This window comes from Rheinheimera hassiensis (assembly GCF_022436675.1).
Lineage (GTDB): Bacteria > Pseudomonadota > Gammaproteobacteria > Enterobacterales > Alteromonadaceae > Alishewanella > Alishewanella hassiensis.
Genome location: NZ_JAKUJZ010000002.1, coordinates 173,993 through 188,554, shown reverse-complemented (window position 1 = coordinate 188,554; position 14,562 = coordinate 173,993). Strand labels below are relative to the sequence as shown.

At 49.9% G+C, this 14,562-nt stretch carries 15 protein-coding genes; 4 read left to right on the top strand and 11 right to left on the bottom strand.

Translation table 11 applies throughout. From position 1 onward, the window contains the following. Nucleotides 1-30 precede the first annotated feature (30 nt). Nucleotides 31-270: a hypothetical protein gene (locus MJX74_RS03765; protein WP_240220998.1), complete on the bottom strand. Its 240-nt coding sequence runs from the start codon at nt 268-270 to the stop codon at nt 31-33. A 155-nt stretch (nt 271-425) separates the two neighbouring features. Between MJX74_RS03765 and MJX74_RS03760 the strand changes: the two genes are divergently transcribed. Continuing rightward, entirely contained in the window at nt 426-2,051 is a 1,626-nt protein-coding gene (locus tag MJX74_RS03760; RefSeq protein WP_240220996.1) for a response regulator, read from the top strand. Here MJX74_RS03760 and MJX74_RS03755 read toward each other — a convergent pair. The 10 genes from MJX74_RS03755 to MJX74_RS03710 all read right to left on the bottom strand — a co-directional run bounded on the left by MJX74_RS03755 (nt 2,048) and on the right by MJX74_RS03710 (nt 12,569). Further along, nucleotides 2,048-2,536 carry a DUF2919 family protein gene (locus tag MJX74_RS03755; protein ID WP_240220994.1) on the bottom strand — a complete coding sequence of 163 codons (489 nt, stop codon included), beginning with the start codon at nt 2,534-2,536 and terminating at the stop codon, nt 2,048-2,050. The genes MJX74_RS03760 and MJX74_RS03755 overlap by 4 nt on opposite strands. Continuing rightward, complete coding sequence (locus MJX74_RS03750) at nt 2,533-2,868, bottom strand: DUF3392 domain-containing protein (protein WP_240220992.1); 336 nt, start codon at nt 2,866-2,868, stop codon at nt 2,533-2,535. Before MJX74_RS03750 ends, MJX74_RS03755 begins: the two co-directional genes overlap by 4 nt. A 1-nt stretch (nt 2,869) precedes the next feature. Next, nucleotides 2,870-4,903: an NAD-dependent DNA ligase LigA gene (gene ligA / locus MJX74_RS03745; protein WP_240220990.1), complete on the bottom strand. Its 2,034-nt coding sequence runs from the start codon at nt 4,901-4,903 to the stop codon at nt 2,870-2,872. Between the two features lie 108 nt (nt 4,904-5,011). Continuing rightward, a complete protein-coding gene (gene zipA, locus MJX74_RS03740) occupies nt 5,012-5,914 on the bottom strand; it encodes a cell division protein ZipA (RefSeq protein ID WP_240220988.1) in 903 nt (300 codons plus the stop codon). A gap of 14 nt (nt 5,915-5,928) precedes the next feature. Next, nucleotides 5,929-9,342, bottom strand: a complete 3,414-nt coding sequence (gene smc / locus MJX74_RS03735) for a chromosome segregation protein SMC (RefSeq protein ID WP_240220986.1) — start codon at nt 9,340-9,342, stop codon at nt 5,929-5,931. 93 nt (nt 9,343-9,435) lie between these two features. Beyond that, nucleotides 9,436-10,053: a mechanosensitive ion channel domain-containing protein gene (locus MJX74_RS03730; RefSeq protein ID WP_240220984.1), complete on the bottom strand. Its 618-nt coding sequence runs from the start codon at nt 10,051-10,053 to the stop codon at nt 9,436-9,438. Between the two features lie 24 nt (nt 10,054-10,077). Further along, nucleotides 10,078-10,572: a YcgN family cysteine cluster protein gene (locus MJX74_RS03725; RefSeq protein WP_240220982.1), complete on the bottom strand. Its 495-nt coding sequence runs from the start codon at nt 10,570-10,572 to the stop codon at nt 10,078-10,080. 2 nt (nt 10,573-10,574) lie between these two features. After that, the gene (locus tag MJX74_RS03720) at nt 10,575-11,237 is read right to left on the bottom strand and encodes a fumarylacetoacetate hydrolase family protein (RefSeq protein ID WP_240220980.1); all 663 of its coding nucleotides are present in this window, start codon (nt 11,235-11,237) and stop codon (nt 10,575-10,577) included. 5 nt (nt 11,238-11,242) lie between these two features. After that, complete coding sequence (locus MJX74_RS03715) at nt 11,243-12,271, bottom strand: lytic murein transglycosylase (RefSeq protein ID WP_240220978.1); 1,029 nt, start codon at nt 12,269-12,271, stop codon at nt 11,243-11,245. Between the two features lie 25 nt (nt 12,272-12,296). Further along, nucleotides 12,297-12,569: a YcgL domain-containing protein gene (locus tag MJX74_RS03710; protein ID WP_240220975.1), complete on the bottom strand. Its 273-nt coding sequence runs from the start codon at nt 12,567-12,569 to the stop codon at nt 12,297-12,299. Nucleotides 12,570-12,734: 165 nt separating this feature from the next. Between MJX74_RS03710 and minC the strand changes: the two genes are divergently transcribed. Genes minC through minE form a run of 3 tightly spaced genes read left to right on the top strand, consistent with a single transcriptional unit; the run spans nt 12,735 to nt 14,526 of the window. Next, nucleotides 12,735-13,442, top strand: coding sequence for a septum site-determining protein MinC (gene minC, locus MJX74_RS03705; RefSeq protein ID WP_240220973.1), 708 nt, complete (start codon nt 12,735-12,737; stop codon nt 13,440-13,442). A gap of 10 nt (nt 13,443-13,452) precedes the next feature. Further along, complete coding sequence (minD, locus tag MJX74_RS03700; RefSeq protein WP_240220971.1) at nt 13,453-14,262, top strand: septum site-determining protein MinD; 810 nt, start codon at nt 13,453-13,455, stop codon at nt 14,260-14,262. 3 nt (nt 14,263-14,265) lie between these two features. Beyond that, nucleotides 14,266-14,526, top strand: a complete 261-nt coding sequence (gene minE, locus MJX74_RS03695; protein ID WP_240220970.1) for a cell division topological specificity factor MinE — start codon at nt 14,266-14,268, stop codon at nt 14,524-14,526. Nucleotides 14,527-14,562 lie beyond the last annotated feature (36 nt).

Sequence of the window (14,562 nt, the reverse complement as noted above, 5' to 3'; positions counted from 1 at the left end):
ATTGTTAGCTCAGCTGGGAGAGCACCGCCCTTACAAGGCGGGGGTCACTGGTTCGAACCCAGTACAATCCACCACTTCCTGATAAATACCATAGCGAAGCACCGCCCGCTCTTTACCAAGACACGGTTGCCACTGCTCCAAACCATTACAATCCACCACTTCCTGATAAATACCATAGCGAAGCACCGCCCGCTCTTTACCAAGACACGGTTGCCACTGCTCCAAACCAGTACAATCCACCACTTCCTGATAAAAATCATGGCCAAGCACCGCCCGCTCTTTATTAAGACACGGTTGCCACTTGTTCGAAGCTTTGCATGCCGCCCCAGTACAATCCACCACTTCCTTTGATATTTCCCTGTTCTGTATTGTTAAAAAGTTGCTATAGTAACGACAGTAATTTGCCTGGGATCTGTTTTGCCTCTATGGAACCTGCCGTTAAACGCGACGAACGTATTCTGATAATTGATGATCAAAGCCTGAGCCAGAGCTTTTTGCGCTATGCGCTGGAACAACTGGGCTATCAGAATATTGCGCTGACTGATCGGGCACAAACAGCTCTGCAGCTTTGCCGGCAAAATAGTTACGACTTAGTGATCTGTGATTACAACCTGTCTAAAGGCAAAGATGGCTATCAGTTATTTGATGAATTAAAGACCCGCGGTTTGCATAAGCCAGCCTGCGGCGTGATTTTTATCAGCGCCGAGACCGACCCCGCCCTGGTACACAGCGTGCTGGAATTACAGCCGGATGAATTTATGGCTAAGCCGTTTATTATCCGCGATTTACAGCAGCGCATTGAGCGGGTGCTAAAGCGCAAACAGTTACTACGGCCGGTTTATGACTTGCTGGAACAGAACGCGCTGGACAAAGCATTGCAGCACATCAATATCCAACTTGGAAAAACGGAACTGCATAAGCTGTTTCCACTGCTACTTAAAATTAAAGGTGATATTTTACTGCAACAAGCCAACTGGGACGATGCCAGGGTATTTTTTACGGCCATGCTGCAAATTCAGCCATTTAGCTGGGCCAGAATTGGCCAGGTGCGCTGTTTATTGCAACAAGGCAACGAACAACAGGCATTTACTGAGCTGGAGCAGATGCTCAAACGGCAGGAAACCCGGCTGTTTGCACTGGATTGTTTAAGTGATTTGGAGTTTCGTCAGCAGCATTACCAACAGGCTCAACAACATATTCTGGCTGCTGCTAACATAGCGCCGCGTAATTTGCTACGCCAGCAAAAGCTGCTGCAGTTGTCACGGCTAAACCACGATTATGAAATTCAATATCGTGCTGCCCGGGATATGGTTAAATTTGCCCGTAACTCAATTTATGAACAACCGGATTTATATCTGAATATGGCGCGCGCCAGTATAGATTTTGCCCTGAGCACTGAAGACACTGAACAGCAATCGCGGCTTAACCGCCAGGCCACGTTGTCACTGAATATGGTGCAGCACCAATTTGCCAGCCATAAACTGACCGAGCAACAGCAGGTATTACAAGCCAGGCTGATGTACCTGCAGGATCATCGCGATAAGGCCCGGCAATTGCTGGCAGAGCTTGAACCGCAACCTGAAATTACTTCATTGGAAGATGCGCTGGATAAAGCCAAAGCCTTGCATGAAGTAGGCTTAGCTGATGCGTCCAGACAACTGTTCCGGCAAATTACCGAGCATTGCCGTAAACAACAGCCTGAGCCGGTATTTATGCATTACCTGCACCAGGAGCAGCAAGAACGCGAACGGATGCCGCAGGGGCCAAGAGAGCTGAATAACAATGCAGTGCGCCTGTACCAACATGGTAACTGGCAAGAAGCGTTTGCCGCTTTTGTTATGGCAGCCCAAGTTATGCCGAAAAACGCCGGCATAGCGCTTAACCTGCTACAAACACTGTTAACCGCCCCACGCCCGCTTTGCCCGCCGCAGCAACGTCAAAACCTGCTGCAGCAATGCCAGTACCTTATTGACAGCAGTAAACTAAAAGCCGGGCAACAGGAGCGTTATCTGCAGTTAAGGCAAAAGTATTTAAACGAAACCGCCGTTTAAGATTTACTCTTGCTGGTATCCTGCTCAGGCCACTCGGAAAACACCGTTTTTAAAACGCGTGAGCGCAACAACCACAGGCAGCCAATAAACAACAACACCGGCGATAAAATACGCCAGGGCGCGTCCAGCATTACCTGTGATGGCAAGTGCACTATGGTTAATATCAGGTCAGGTATGGCTACAAGCAACATTAAGCCAAGACCAAAGCGCCAGATATGCCGCCAGCCGCTATGGCCTTTAGGTTTTCGCTGGCTAAGAGCTGCAATGAGCAACAGCAGCGGTGCTGCCACAATACAGGCGAGGATAAAATCAGCCTGGCGTGGATAAAATAACGCCAGCATATCACGCTGCGCCTGCGGTAACGTTAATACCAGCACCCAGCAAATGTAAGGCCGTAACAACAACAGCAACAGCCAGTAAAAGCGCAGCGGTACTTTATGCAAGCCGTGATCGTCCAGCACCGGCCAGAGCGGCGGCTGTGTCATAGCTGGCGCTTACGTTGTGCCAGTATGCCCAGCAGTGTAAAAATACCCAGACAAATCCACGGTAGCCACAGGTTGCCTATTCGGCTCAACTGGCCTGCCACCAAAGGTGTCAGGAAAATGGTTAGTGCGCCGTAACCAAAGGCACACAGCAGAATAAAAATGCTGGTACGCCAGATAAAATGCATGTGGGCAATCTGGCGGCGCACAAAACGGTTTAAATCATCACCAAATACCACCAGACAGGTTGCTACCATAGCCAGGGCAATGTCCCGCACATAAGGCCGGAAAAAACTGCCCCAATCCAGTAACAACTGATAAAGAAAATCCGGCATCTTAGCTCACTCCATACTGCGCAAATACATCCAACATCTGCTGCTCGGTCCACACCGGTACATTCAGCTCGGTGGCTTTGGCCAATTTAGAGCCGGCATTATCACCGGCAACTACCGCATGAGTTTTCGCCGATACTGAACCAGACACCTTAGCACCCAACCGTTGCAACCTGGCTTTGGCATCATCACGCCCCATGCTAACCAGGGTGCCGGTAAGCACTATAGTTTGCCCGGCCAAAGGCTGCTCAGTTTGTGCCAGTTGTTCTATAACCGGCCAGTTGATACCGGCGTTTACTAAAGCGGTAATAACGCTCTGGTTATGCGGCTCGGTAAAAAAGCTTTTCACGTGCTCGGCAACGACAGTGCCGACATCATTCACTTGCAGCAACTGCTCCAGCGTGGCCTGCTGCACGTTGGCTAAAGAGGCAAAGTGATTTGCCAGATTAAGCGCTGTCGCCTCGCCCACTTCACGAATACCCAGTGCATAAATAAAACGCGGCAATGTCGTTTGTTTTGACTGTTCAATAGCCGACAGCAGCTTGAGCGCCGACTTCTCAGCCATCCGCTCCAGCCCTACCAGTGCTGCCATATCCAGGCCGTAAATATCAGCCGGGGTTTTTACCAGTTGCTGATCGACCAGCTGCTCTACCAATTTATCGCCGAGGCCTTCTATATCGATGGCCTTGCGTGAGACAAAATGCTTAATCGATTCTTTTAACTGGGCTGCACAAAATAAACCGCCGCTGCAACGCGCTACTGCCTCACCGCTAACCCGCTCTACCTTCGAGTCACATACCGGGCACTGCTGTGGAAAAACAATATCCTCTGCCGTTTGCGGGCGTTGCTCCAGCACTACCGAGACTATTTGCGGGATCACATCTCCCGCCCGGCGCACTATTACGCTGTCGCCTACTTTAACGCCCAGCCGCGCTATTTCGTCCTGATTGTGTAAGGTAGCATTACTCACCGTCACGCCGCCCACTACCACCGGCTCCAGCCGTGCTACCGGCGTAATAGCCCCGGTGCGGCCAACCTGAAATTCAACATCCAGTAAGGTTGTCAGCATTTCCTGCGCCGGAAACTTAAACGCTATCGCCCAGCGTGGTGCACGGGCCACAAACCCCAAAGCCTGTTGCTGGGCTAAATCAGACACCTTTATCACTACACCGTCTATTTCATACGCCAGTTGGCTGCGCCGCTGCAGAATATCCTGATAATAAGCCAGCGCTTGTTCTGCCCCGGTTACCAGCCGAATTTCCGGACATACCGGCAGCCCCCAGTCTTTTAACTGCATTAAACGCTGATAATGGCTTTGGCTGCTGAGCAGCCCCTGTGGATCGTCAACTGCACCCACCGCATAGGCGTAAAACATTAATGGCCGCTGTGCGCTGATCTTGGGATCAAGCTGACGTAAACTGCCTGCTGCAGCATTACGCGGGTTAGCAAACACTTTTTCACCGGCCGCACGGGCCTTATCATTCATTTGCGTAAAACCGGCCAGAGGCATAAATACCTCACCGCGCACTTCCAGCACGGCCGGCACTGCTTTGCTTTTTAGCTTTAACGGTACCGCACGAATGGTTTTTACATTGCTGGTAATATCTTCGCCGGTGTAGCCATCGCCACGGGTAGCAGCCTGCACCAATACGCCATTTTCATAGCGAATGCTTACAGCCAGGCCATCTAGCTTTGGCTCACAGCAAAAGCTGAACTCAGAACTGTTGTCCAACCGCTCGGCCATGCGTTTATAAAATGCACTGAAATCAGCTGCATCAAAAGCATTGTCCAGCGATAACATTGGTATGCTGTGGCTTACCTGGCCAAACTTTGCCAGCGGAGCTGCACCAACCCGCTGGGTGGGTGAATCAGAGGTTATAAGCTGCGGGTGCTCTGTTTCCAGTTGCTGTAACTGGCGGTATAAGCGGTCGTACTCTGCATCCGGCACCGTGGGGTTGTCCAGCACATAGTACTGATAACTGTATTCTTCCAGTTGCTGACGCAGTTGTTGCAGTTGCTGCAAAATAGCCTGACTCATAAAATAACTTTGCCTGTAAAAATTTACGCCTGAGTTTGCCATAACAAAAACGGCAGGAATACTGCCTGCCGTTTTAGCTGATGTTATTTTCGCCGTTAGCTGCCAGCTTTAGCCGTGGATTAAACGCTGGCGCTGAAATTCGCGGATTTTATCCACATAGTGCCGCACGGTTTGCACCGTAAGCACGCTGCGCTGGCCGTCCAGCACCTGCCCGCCGAATTCTTCCGCCAGTTTTTTTGCTGCATTGTGCATCAGGTTAAAGTTCTGCAGCGGCTCGCCCGGGCCAGGTAGTGTCATAAATAAACTCACGCCACGGGTGCCAAGCTTTTCGATATTTTCTAAGTCAAAAGTGCCGGGGTTAAACATATTGGCCAGGCTGAATAACACCGCGCCTGAGCCTGCGCTGTCCAGATGACGGTGGAAAATATCCATCTCGCCGTATTTAAAACCCAGTGTCAGTAACGACGACAGCAGATCCGGCCCTTTCATCTCTTTGCCTTCAGGCAATAACACATACAGGATCAGCACTTCGGCGGGCTCTTCTTCAACCACAGCTGCTGTTTGTGGCTCAGGCTCGGGTTCAGCCTCAACAGCATAGTCAGCCTCAGTGTGCAGCCTGGGTTCGTCATCATCTGCCAGCGCAGAAAAATTCAGTTGCGGCTCTTTGGGCTCATCAAACGGCAGCTCGCTTTGCACTTCGGCCTTTACCGGGGCGGCTGGCGGGCGCTTTACCGCAGCAGTTTCAGCGCGTTTAAACACAGATGTTTTTGCCGGCGAAACGGTCGGTTTAACTGCTGCTGCTTTATCGCCTGCCTTTACCACGCGTACAGCACCGACACCCAGCTCGTCAAAGCCATCTGCTTTTTCTTCTGCCTTCGCAGCTTGTTCGTCATAATACCTGTGCTTGGGCTGGCCGGCGTTTTTACGCACTGTCCATAATCCATGCAGCAACAATGCACCTAATACTAAGGCGCCGAGAATAATAAATACCAAACGTAATTCGTCAGCCATAAGGTTACCTTTAATTAAGAGGCTGCTGCCATTTTAACAGCATCATCCACATCGACAGCAACAACACGTGACACGCCGGGTTCCTGCATTGTCACGCCCATTAGCTGCGCCGCCATTTCCATGGCAATTTTATTGTGGCTAATATAAATAAATTGTACTGTTTCTGACATTTCCCGCACCAGATTGCAAAACCGGCCAACGTTGGCGTCGTCCAGTGGCGCATCTACTTCATCTAACATGCAAAAAGGCGCCGGATTAAGCCGGAAAATCGAAAACACCAATGATAAAGCGGTTAAGGCTTTTTCACCACCCGATAATAAATGTATTGTACTGTTTTTTTTACCTGGCGGTCGCGCCATGATAGTAACACCGGTTTCCAGTAAGTCATCCTCGGTAAGCGCAAGATAAGCACTACCGCCGCCAAATACCTTAGGAAACAGTGTTTTTAAGCCTTCGTTTACCTGCTCAAAGGTGTCTTTAAACTTCTGCCGTGTTTCTTTATCTATCTTGCGAATAGCCGTTTCCAGTGTTTCCATCGCTGAGGTTAAGTCGTTATTCTGCGCATCCAGATACTGCTTACGCTCAGCTTGCTGCTCGTACTCTTCAATAGCCGCCAGGTTTATAGGCCCAAGCCGGCCAACAGCATCAATGGTTTTATCCAGCTGTTGCTGCCATAGCGCCTCTTCAGCATCGGCCGGTAATTGCGGCAGAATATCTTTCATACTGGCCTGCTGCTCGCGCAGCAACTCCAGCATATTGTTGGCGCGTACACGATAACCTTCGCTATCAAGGCGCAGCTCTTCCAGCTCGCTGCGCTTTTTATTCAGTATTTGCACAATACCTTGCTGACCTTGCTCTAACTGGCGGATTTGCTGCTCGGTAGCCCCCAGTAATTCCTGCTGTGCAATCATCTGTTGTTCAGCCTCTTCCCGCTCAAGCAAGCTGTGCTGCAGTTGCTCCTGCAATATCAGCTCGGGCTCATCGTCCGGCTGTAGCTTATTGCTTAATTGGTTTAACTGCTCCTGCAACTGCAGTTGCTGCACTGTGGCACGTTGCAGGCTTTGCTGCAGCGAGAGTAATTGCTGCTCGGCCACTTTTTGCTGCATCAGCAATTGTTGTTGCTGGCTGCGTTTTTGTTCAAACTGGGCACGCAGTTGCTGTAAGTGCTGCTGTTGTGTACCGCTTTGGCTGTGCAGCAGTTGCTGATCTGACTCATGTTCAAGTAGCTGCTCAGCGCTTTGCTCTTGTGCCAGCGTCAGTTGCTCGATGCTTTCTTCCAGCTGCGCCTGACGCAATTGCAGTTGTTCGCGTTCTGTTGCCAGCTTTTGCGCCAGTTTTTGTGCTTGCTGCAGCTCTTGCTGGGCCAGTAACACGCCGGTTTGCTGCTGTTGTATTTGTCGCTGCACCTGCTGCAGGCTATGTTGTGCCTGTTGCAGTGTATCGGCCGCCTGCTGCAGAGCCTGCTGCCGGGCGGCCAACTGTTCGGCGATGCTTTGCTGTTGTTGCTCTGCACTGGCCAGCTCAGTAACCAGCTGGGCTAAACGTTCGTGGCGCAGTAAATAACTGTCTTGCGCGGCGGCACTGGCCAGCAGCGCCCAGTTGCTGCCAAGCCAGTAACCCTGCTGGCAAATAACTGACTGGCCGGCTTTAAGGGCAGCAACACTTTGCTGCGCTGCTATTACGGACTCTGCCAGCAAAATATGGTTAAAGCTGTCAGGATAAACACCTGCCAGTATTACCTCAGCAAGCGTGCCCGCTATGGCTGGCTGTTTATTAGCCGTTACCACAGTGACGGGTTGCCCAGGAAGTTGCGCTGCCACCGCAGCATGCTGCAATTGCCCCAATACCAGCGCAACGGCAGCGGCCCAGCCGGGTTTAACCTGTAACTGGCGTAATAACTGTTGCTGCTCGTTATCCTGCTGCTTTTGCTGTTGCTGCAACTTTAGCTGCTCACGCTGCAGCATCTGCAGTTCACTCTTGGCGTTTAGCTGCCCTGCTTCCAGTTGGCGGCTAAGCTGCTCATGCTGCTGTAAATCGTCCTGTGCCTCGCTATGCGCCTGAGTATGTTGTTGTAACAGCTGGGTGGTGTGTTCAAGCTCTGCACTTAGCTGGCTGATGCGCAGCTGCAGCGGCTCAAGCGACAGCTCTGTGGTTTCCTGCTCAAGTTGCTGCTGTTGTTGTTGTACCTGATTTAGCTGTTGTTGCTGGTTCTGCAATTGCAACTGCTGTTGCTGCTGTTGTTGCTGTAAGCGAAAATGTTGCTGCTGCCAGTGCTGAAATGCCTGTTGTTGCTGTTGTTGTTCATCTTCCAGTTGCTGCAATTGCTGGGTAAGTTCGTCCAGTTGCTCGCTCAGTAAGGCCAGTTGCGGTTCGTCCTGTTGTAACTGTTGCTGCAGCTCAGTTTGTTGCGCCTGCTCGGTGGCAATAAAGTCTTCTGCCTGGCTCAGGCTGTGCTTTGCCTGCTGCATTTGTGCGCTGAGCGTTTGCTGTTGCTGACGCTGATGCAATATTTGCTGCTCCAGCCGGCTGATCGTGGCACCTTGCTGATAAAACCGGCTTTGCACCAGATCCAACTGCTGCCTGCCATCCTGAGCCTGTTGTTTTAGCTCCAGCAACACACGCTGATCGCCCAGTTCCTGCGACTGAAATTTTTCCAGTTCGGTTTGCTGTTGCTGTAATTGTTGTTCCAGCGCGCTAAGCCGGTTGCTGTACTGCAGCCATTTTATTGTTGTCAGCTCGGCTTTTAGTTTACGCTCTTGCGCTTTAAGCTCTTTGTAGCGCTGCGCTGCAGTAGCCTGGCGTTTTAACTTTTCAATGTTTTTACCCAGCTCTTCACGCACATCGGCCAGCCGGTCGAGGTTTTCGCGGGTATGTTTAATACGGTTTTCCGTTTCACGGCGCCGCTCTTTGTATTTGGAAATACCGGCGGCTTCTTCGATAAACACCCGTAGCTCTTGCGGGCGGGATTCTATCAGCCGTGAAATCATACCCTGTTCAATAATGGCGTAGCTGCGCGGCCCAAGGCCTGTGCCTAAGAAGATATCGGTAATATCACGCCGGCGGCATTTACTGCCATTTAAGAAGTAATTCGACTGCGCATCACGGGTGACTATGCGTTTAATCGCTATTTCACTGCGATCGGCCAGGCCACCTGCCAGGCGGCCTTCGGTATTTTCAAACACCAGTTCTACCGATGCCTGTGACACCGGCTTGCGCTGCGACGAGCCATTAAAAATAACATCTGTCATGGCGTCACCACGCAGATTTTTAGCTGAGCTTTCACCCAGCACCCAGCGCACCGCATCAATAACGTTAGACTTACCGCAACCATTGGGGCCAACCACAGCGGTCATCTGCTGTGGGAAAGGTACACTGGTGCTGTCAACAAACGACTTAAAGCCGGACAGTTTGATTTGTTTTAAGCGCATCTGGGCAGCATAGTGTTATTGTTATCATTGCTTTGGGGTTATCATTGCGTTAGACAAAATGTACCAGCGGCCATTTGCGCTGTCACGAAAAAATCAATCTCTTTTCTGGCTAATCAACATCTTACGACGCCAGCGCTGGGCTTTTTCCGCTGCGGAGTGATGCACCACAGTACGGCTTTTCTTTGGAAATACGATAACAGGACGCGATATTAACAGGTTATTCGGGTAGACCACCTGCTCATTATCTTTGGTGCGCAGTACGGTGCTAAACAGGTTAATTTCCACAATGCGGCCTTCAAGATAATTACCGCCATCAATGACCCTAACCTCCATGCCTTCAGCAAAAGCCTTTTGCCCCAGCAGGATAAAAAACGCGGTAATATTACTAAGCAGGCTCCAGGCAGCGAATAACGCAACCCCCACCACGGCAATCATGGATGAGGCCAGCACCAGCAATCCGCGGATATCAATACCCCAGATGATGCTTAGCACCACAACCAGCAGTAACACCAGCATAATATGAAACACCGCCGCTGCGCGTTTATTCATTTCTGCTTTAAGCTTACTGTGGGCAATAACCTGATATAGCAGTGGCATAACCCGGCGGCTGATAATAAAATACAGCACCACCACCGTCGCACTAAGCAATAACTGAACTGTTATCGGGCTGAAATGCGTAAATACCTGCTGAATATAATCAAAAAAAGACAAGACAGTAACTCCGCTCAGCGCTGTTTAATCCAGATCGTTTAGTGGCCAGCGCACGATAAAATCTTCAAAGTCGTCCAGGTTTACCTGCAACTCAGAAATGGTTTTATTGCGCACTGACATCTGTTTTTTATGCATCAGGCTTTTTTTACCGCCGTTGAGTAACGGATGCCATTGCGGCAAGCCGCGCCCTTCATGCAAACGCCGGTAGGCGCAACTGGTAGGCATAAAGAAAATGTTTTTCAGATTTTCTTTTGTTAATGCGATGCAGTCAGGCACCAGCACTGTGCGCTGGGTATACTCGGTGCACTCGCATTTATGGCTGTTTAAATAGCGACAGGCGATATTAGTGTAATGCACCTGTTCATCCTGATGCAGCACGGCTGTCGGGCCTTCTTCCTCGTCGTCGTCAATAAACTTATTCAAACAGCATTTAGCGCAGCCATCGCATAAGGCTTCCCACTCTTCAGTGTTCATTTCGTCCAGGCTTTTTGCTTCCCAGAACCGCTCTGCTAACGCCATTTTTAGTTTACCTTGCTGTTTACTGTAAAAAGATCGGAAAGTTGTAGCTGCAGCGTATCACCAGAACTGAGCGAGCCAACGCCTGCCGGAGTACCGGTTAGCACAATGTCGCCTGGCAACAATGTAAAATGCTGGCTCATTTCGCTGATAAGCTGGGTAATACCACGAATCATATTGGCGGTATTACCTTGCTGACGCTGCGTGCCATTAACTGTCAGGCTAAAATCCAGTTGCTGCGGATGCTGCACCCGGGCTTTTTCGACAAAACCGGCTACCGGACAGGCGCCATCAAAACCTTTGGCTATCTCCCACGGCCGCCCCAATTGCTTAAGCTGAGCCTGTATATCACGAAGCGTCAGATCCAGCGCTAAACTGTAACCCCAGATTGCGTCATTTACCGCCGCATAACCGGCCTGCTTTAACGGCTGGCCAATTAGTACCGCCAGCTCGGTTTCGTTATGTACTGCGCCTTGTGCTGAGGGAATAGTAAAACCGGGAGCCATTACACACAGTGCGGTAGACGGTTTAATAAAAAACAGCGCTTCAGGGGCCGTTTTGCTTTGCATTTCGGCAATATGATCCTGATAGTTCTGACCGATGCAAACAACTTTACCGACAGGCAAGCCGATAGTGTTTCCATTAATATCCAGGTGTTGGTATGCCATGAATGTTAATCCTCAGCCACAATTAAATCGGCCAGATAGCCCACGCTGGTAACAAAGTAATAAGAGCGGTTCCAGTGCATCAGCACTTTGTAGTTGTCGTACGCCAGAAAAGCACGGCCGCCTTCGCCATCGGGTAGTACCAGTGCAGCTGTCAGGTCACGTGCCGGTAAAGCCGTTTTATTCAGCCGCTGCAAACCCAGTTTATTCCAGTCTGCCAGGCTGCGCTCAGATTGCGACCAGCGCCCCAGCCATTCGCTGCGCTGCAAGCTGCCGCGGGCTATGGCATTGGTAATATCAAAACCTTCCGGCAGTATAACTTCGCGGCCCCAGGTTTTGCTTTTATCCCAGCCTTGCTGTTTTAAATAGTTGGCAATAGAGGCAAATACATCGAGCTGATTGGTCCAGATATCTTTTTTACCATCGCCATCACCGTCCTGCGCGTAGGCCATAAATGAGCTGGGCATAAACTGGCTTTGCCCCATAGCTCCGGCCCAGGAGCCTTTCATCTCATCCAGGCTCACATGGCCTTGCGCCAGAATGTCCAGCGCCTGATAGAACTCTTGTTTAAAGAATGTTTCGCGACGGCCTTCATAAGCCAAGGTTGCTAAAGCCGATGGCACTGAGTAGTTACCCATAATACGGCCAAAGCTGCTCTCCAGCCCCCACAACGCAACAATAAAGCGCGGTTGCACGCCATATTTCTGGCCAATTTTTTCCAGCTCCGGCAAATACTGCTGATAGTGTTCACGCGCCATCCTGATACGGGTTTCACTTACACGCTTGGGTAAATAGGTACTGAGGGTTTCAACAAATTCCGGCTGGCTTTTATCCGCAGAGACAATCCGTTCGTGAAACGTCAACGAAGCAAATACCGGTTCAAGCAATTCAGGTGCATAACCTTTGCTTAATGCCTCTTGTTTTAACGTTGCGGTGTAGTCGGCAAAACTAGGTTTACTGTCGCTGTTTTGCTCCTGTGCTATTACAGCCACACTTAAAAAGGTACTAACGGCGACACAGATAAGAGATCTAAACATAAAAAAACCTATTGATAATGTGAAGTTACTGTTGTGACAGCTTCTTGTGCTCAGCCAGTAAATTGTCTACCGGCGGCGGTATCTGTAAATAATATCCCTGTTGCTGCAGTTGCTGCTTTACCTTATCGATATCCGCCAGGGCTAAATGTTCCCGCCGCGATAAATTGATCAGCGTAACCAGCACGGGGGTACCAAAGGTTTGCAACAGTGCGTCAGGCACTTTGCTAAAATCATCGCGGCGCTCAACATACAGATAGGTACTGTCTTTTCGCACACTTTTGTAAACGGCACACAGCATCGAATAAAACCACGCATCAACCTTGCTTAACTAAGGGCTAAACTATAACATGACAGCCTTGTATTGCGTACCCGCAGACTCGCGGCAACGCAAATAAATGCCGGGGTTTGGCTAAAGTAAAACACCCGGTTATGGCAAATAATAACAAGTGCGCACTATACCCTTATGTCAGATCAGTCTTTGGAACTAAAAGGCAGCTTATTTCCTTTATCGGTGCTGTCATGTACCGATCTCAGTGTCAGTTCACTCTCACAGCAACTTAAGCAAAAGCTGGCGCAGGCTCCGGCTTTTTTTTATCAGGCGCCGATTATTCTTAATGTAGCGGATGTAGAGCAAACGCCTGATTTTCATGCGATAAAACAACTCTTTATCGAGTTAAAGCTGGTGCTGGTAGGTGTGTGTGGTGCCAGCAGTGAATTAAAGCAACAAGCGCAGCAGGCTGGCCTGGCCGCATTACAACTGGCCAAAGACAGTAAAACTGCAGTAACTGCCAGCAGCACTACACGCCAGACAGCAGTGGTAACCAGCACAGTTAATGTACCGATGGACAGCAAAATTGTTGAACAGACAGTGCGCTCTGGTCAGCAGGTATATGCCAAAGGCACAGACTTAATTGTTAAAGGCACCGTTGGTGCCGGTGCTGAAGTGATTGCCGACGGCAATATTCATATTTATGGCACCTTGCGCGGCAAAGCTATTGCCGGTGCAGGCGGTGACAACACTAAACGTATTTTTTGTTACAACTTACAGGCTGAACTGGTGTCTATTGCTGGTAATTACTGGCTTAGCGACAGCCTGCAGGGCGATTTTTGGGGTAAGCCGGCTTGTATAAAATTACAAGACGACCAACTGGTATTAGCAGAATTAGCGTAAGGATTTCACTATGGCAAAAATCATAGTAGTAACGTCAGGAAAAGGCGGCGTAGGTAAAACCACTTCCAGTGCTGCCATTGGTACAGGCCTGGCGTTAAAAGGCAACAAAACCGTTATTATCGATTTTGACATCGGCCTGCGTAATTTAGATTTAATTATGGGCTGTGAGCGGCGCGTAGTGTACGACTTTGTTAACGTGATCAACGGCGAAGCCAATTTAAAACAGACACTGATCAAAGATAAGCGCACCGATAATTTATTTATTCTGCCTGCTTCGCAAACCCGCGACAAAGACGCGCTGACCAAAGAAGGCGTAGAACGGGTATTAAACGAGCTGGCAAAAGATTTTGACTTTATTTTGTGTGATTCACCCGCCGGTATTGAAGCCGGTGCAATGATGGCACTGTATTTCGCCGATGAAGCTATAGTGGTGACCAACCCTGAAGTCTCATCAGTGCGCGACTCAGACCGTATTCTTGGCATGCTGTCGAGTAAATCACGCCGTGCCGAGCAAGGGCTGGATGCCATTAAAGAACACCTGCTGCTAACACGCTACAACCCCGAGCGGGTAGAAAAAGGCGAAATGCTCAGCGTAGAAGATGTAAAAGAAATTCTGTCGATTGATTTGCTGGGTGTTATTCCGGAATCACAAGCCGTGCTCAATGCCTCAAACTCAGGCCAGCCGGTGATCCTGGATAAAGACAGTGATGCCGGCCAGGCGTATTTAGATACTGTTGATCGCTTGCTGGGTGAAAAAGTGCCGTTTCGCTTTTTAGCAGTAGAGAAAAAAGGCCTGTTAAAGCGGATTTTTGGAGGATAAAGGATGTCATTACTGGATTATTTTCGCTCGAGTAAGAAAAGTACCGCCAATACCGCCAAAGAGCGTTTACAAATCATCGTAGCGCATGAACGCAGACGGCGTAACAGCCCGGATTATTTGCCACAACTAGAGCGCGATATTCTGGAAGTGATCCGCAAATACGTGGATATTTCGCCGGAAGATATCGCCGTGTCACTAGAGCAACGCGGCAACGAACTGTCGGTACTGGAGCTAAACGTTACCTTCCCGGAAGATAAGCGTTAAGCCGCACTTTTTAAACCTTTGTCAACGGAGTAGACA

Excerpts from the sequence above, each read along its gene's own strand:
- MJX74_RS03725 (WP_240220982.1), bottom strand. The coding sequence starts at position 10,572 with ATGGCGTTAGCAGAGCGGTTCTGGGAAGCAAAAAGCCTGGACGAAATG.
- MJX74_RS03750 (WP_240220992.1), bottom strand. The coding sequence starts at position 2,868 with ATGCCGGATTTTCTTTATCAGTTGTTACTGGATTGGGGCAGTTTTTTC.
- ligA (WP_240220990.1), bottom strand. The coding sequence starts at position 4,903 with ATGAGTCAGGCTATTTTGCAGCAACTGCAACAACTGCGTCAGCAACTG.
- MJX74_RS03760 (WP_240220996.1), top strand. The coding sequence starts at position 426 with ATGGAACCTGCCGTTAAACGCGACGAACGTATTCTGATAATTGATGAT.
- minC (WP_240220973.1), top strand. The coding sequence starts at position 12,735 with ATGTCAGATCAGTCTTTGGAACTAAAAGGCAGCTTATTTCCTTTATCG.
- MJX74_RS03720 (WP_240220980.1), bottom strand. The coding sequence starts at position 11,237 with ATGGCATACCAACACCTGGATATTAATGGAAACACTATCGGCTTGCCT.
- MJX74_RS03715 (WP_240220978.1), bottom strand. The coding sequence starts at position 12,271 with ATGTTTAGATCTCTTATCTGTGTCGCCGTTAGTACCTTTTTAAGTGTG.
- smc (WP_240220986.1), bottom strand. The coding sequence starts at position 9,342 with ATGCGCTTAAAACAAATCAAACTGTCCGGCTTTAAGTCGTTTGTTGAC.
- zipA (WP_240220988.1), bottom strand. The coding sequence starts at position 5,914 with ATGGCTGACGAATTACGTTTGGTATTTATTATTCTCGGCGCCTTAGTA.
- MJX74_RS03710 (WP_240220975.1), bottom strand. The coding sequence starts at position 12,569 with ATGCTGTGTGCCGTTTACAAAAGTGTGCGAAAAGACAGTACCTATCTG.
- minD (WP_240220971.1), top strand. The coding sequence starts at position 13,453 with ATGGCAAAAATCATAGTAGTAACGTCAGGAAAAGGCGGCGTAGGTAAA.
- minE (WP_240220970.1), top strand. The coding sequence starts at position 14,266 with ATGTCATTACTGGATTATTTTCGCTCGAGTAAGAAAAGTACCGCCAAT.
- MJX74_RS03755 (WP_240220994.1), bottom strand. The coding sequence starts at position 2,536 with ATGACACAGCCGCCGCTCTGGCCGGTGCTGGACGATCACGGCTTGCAT.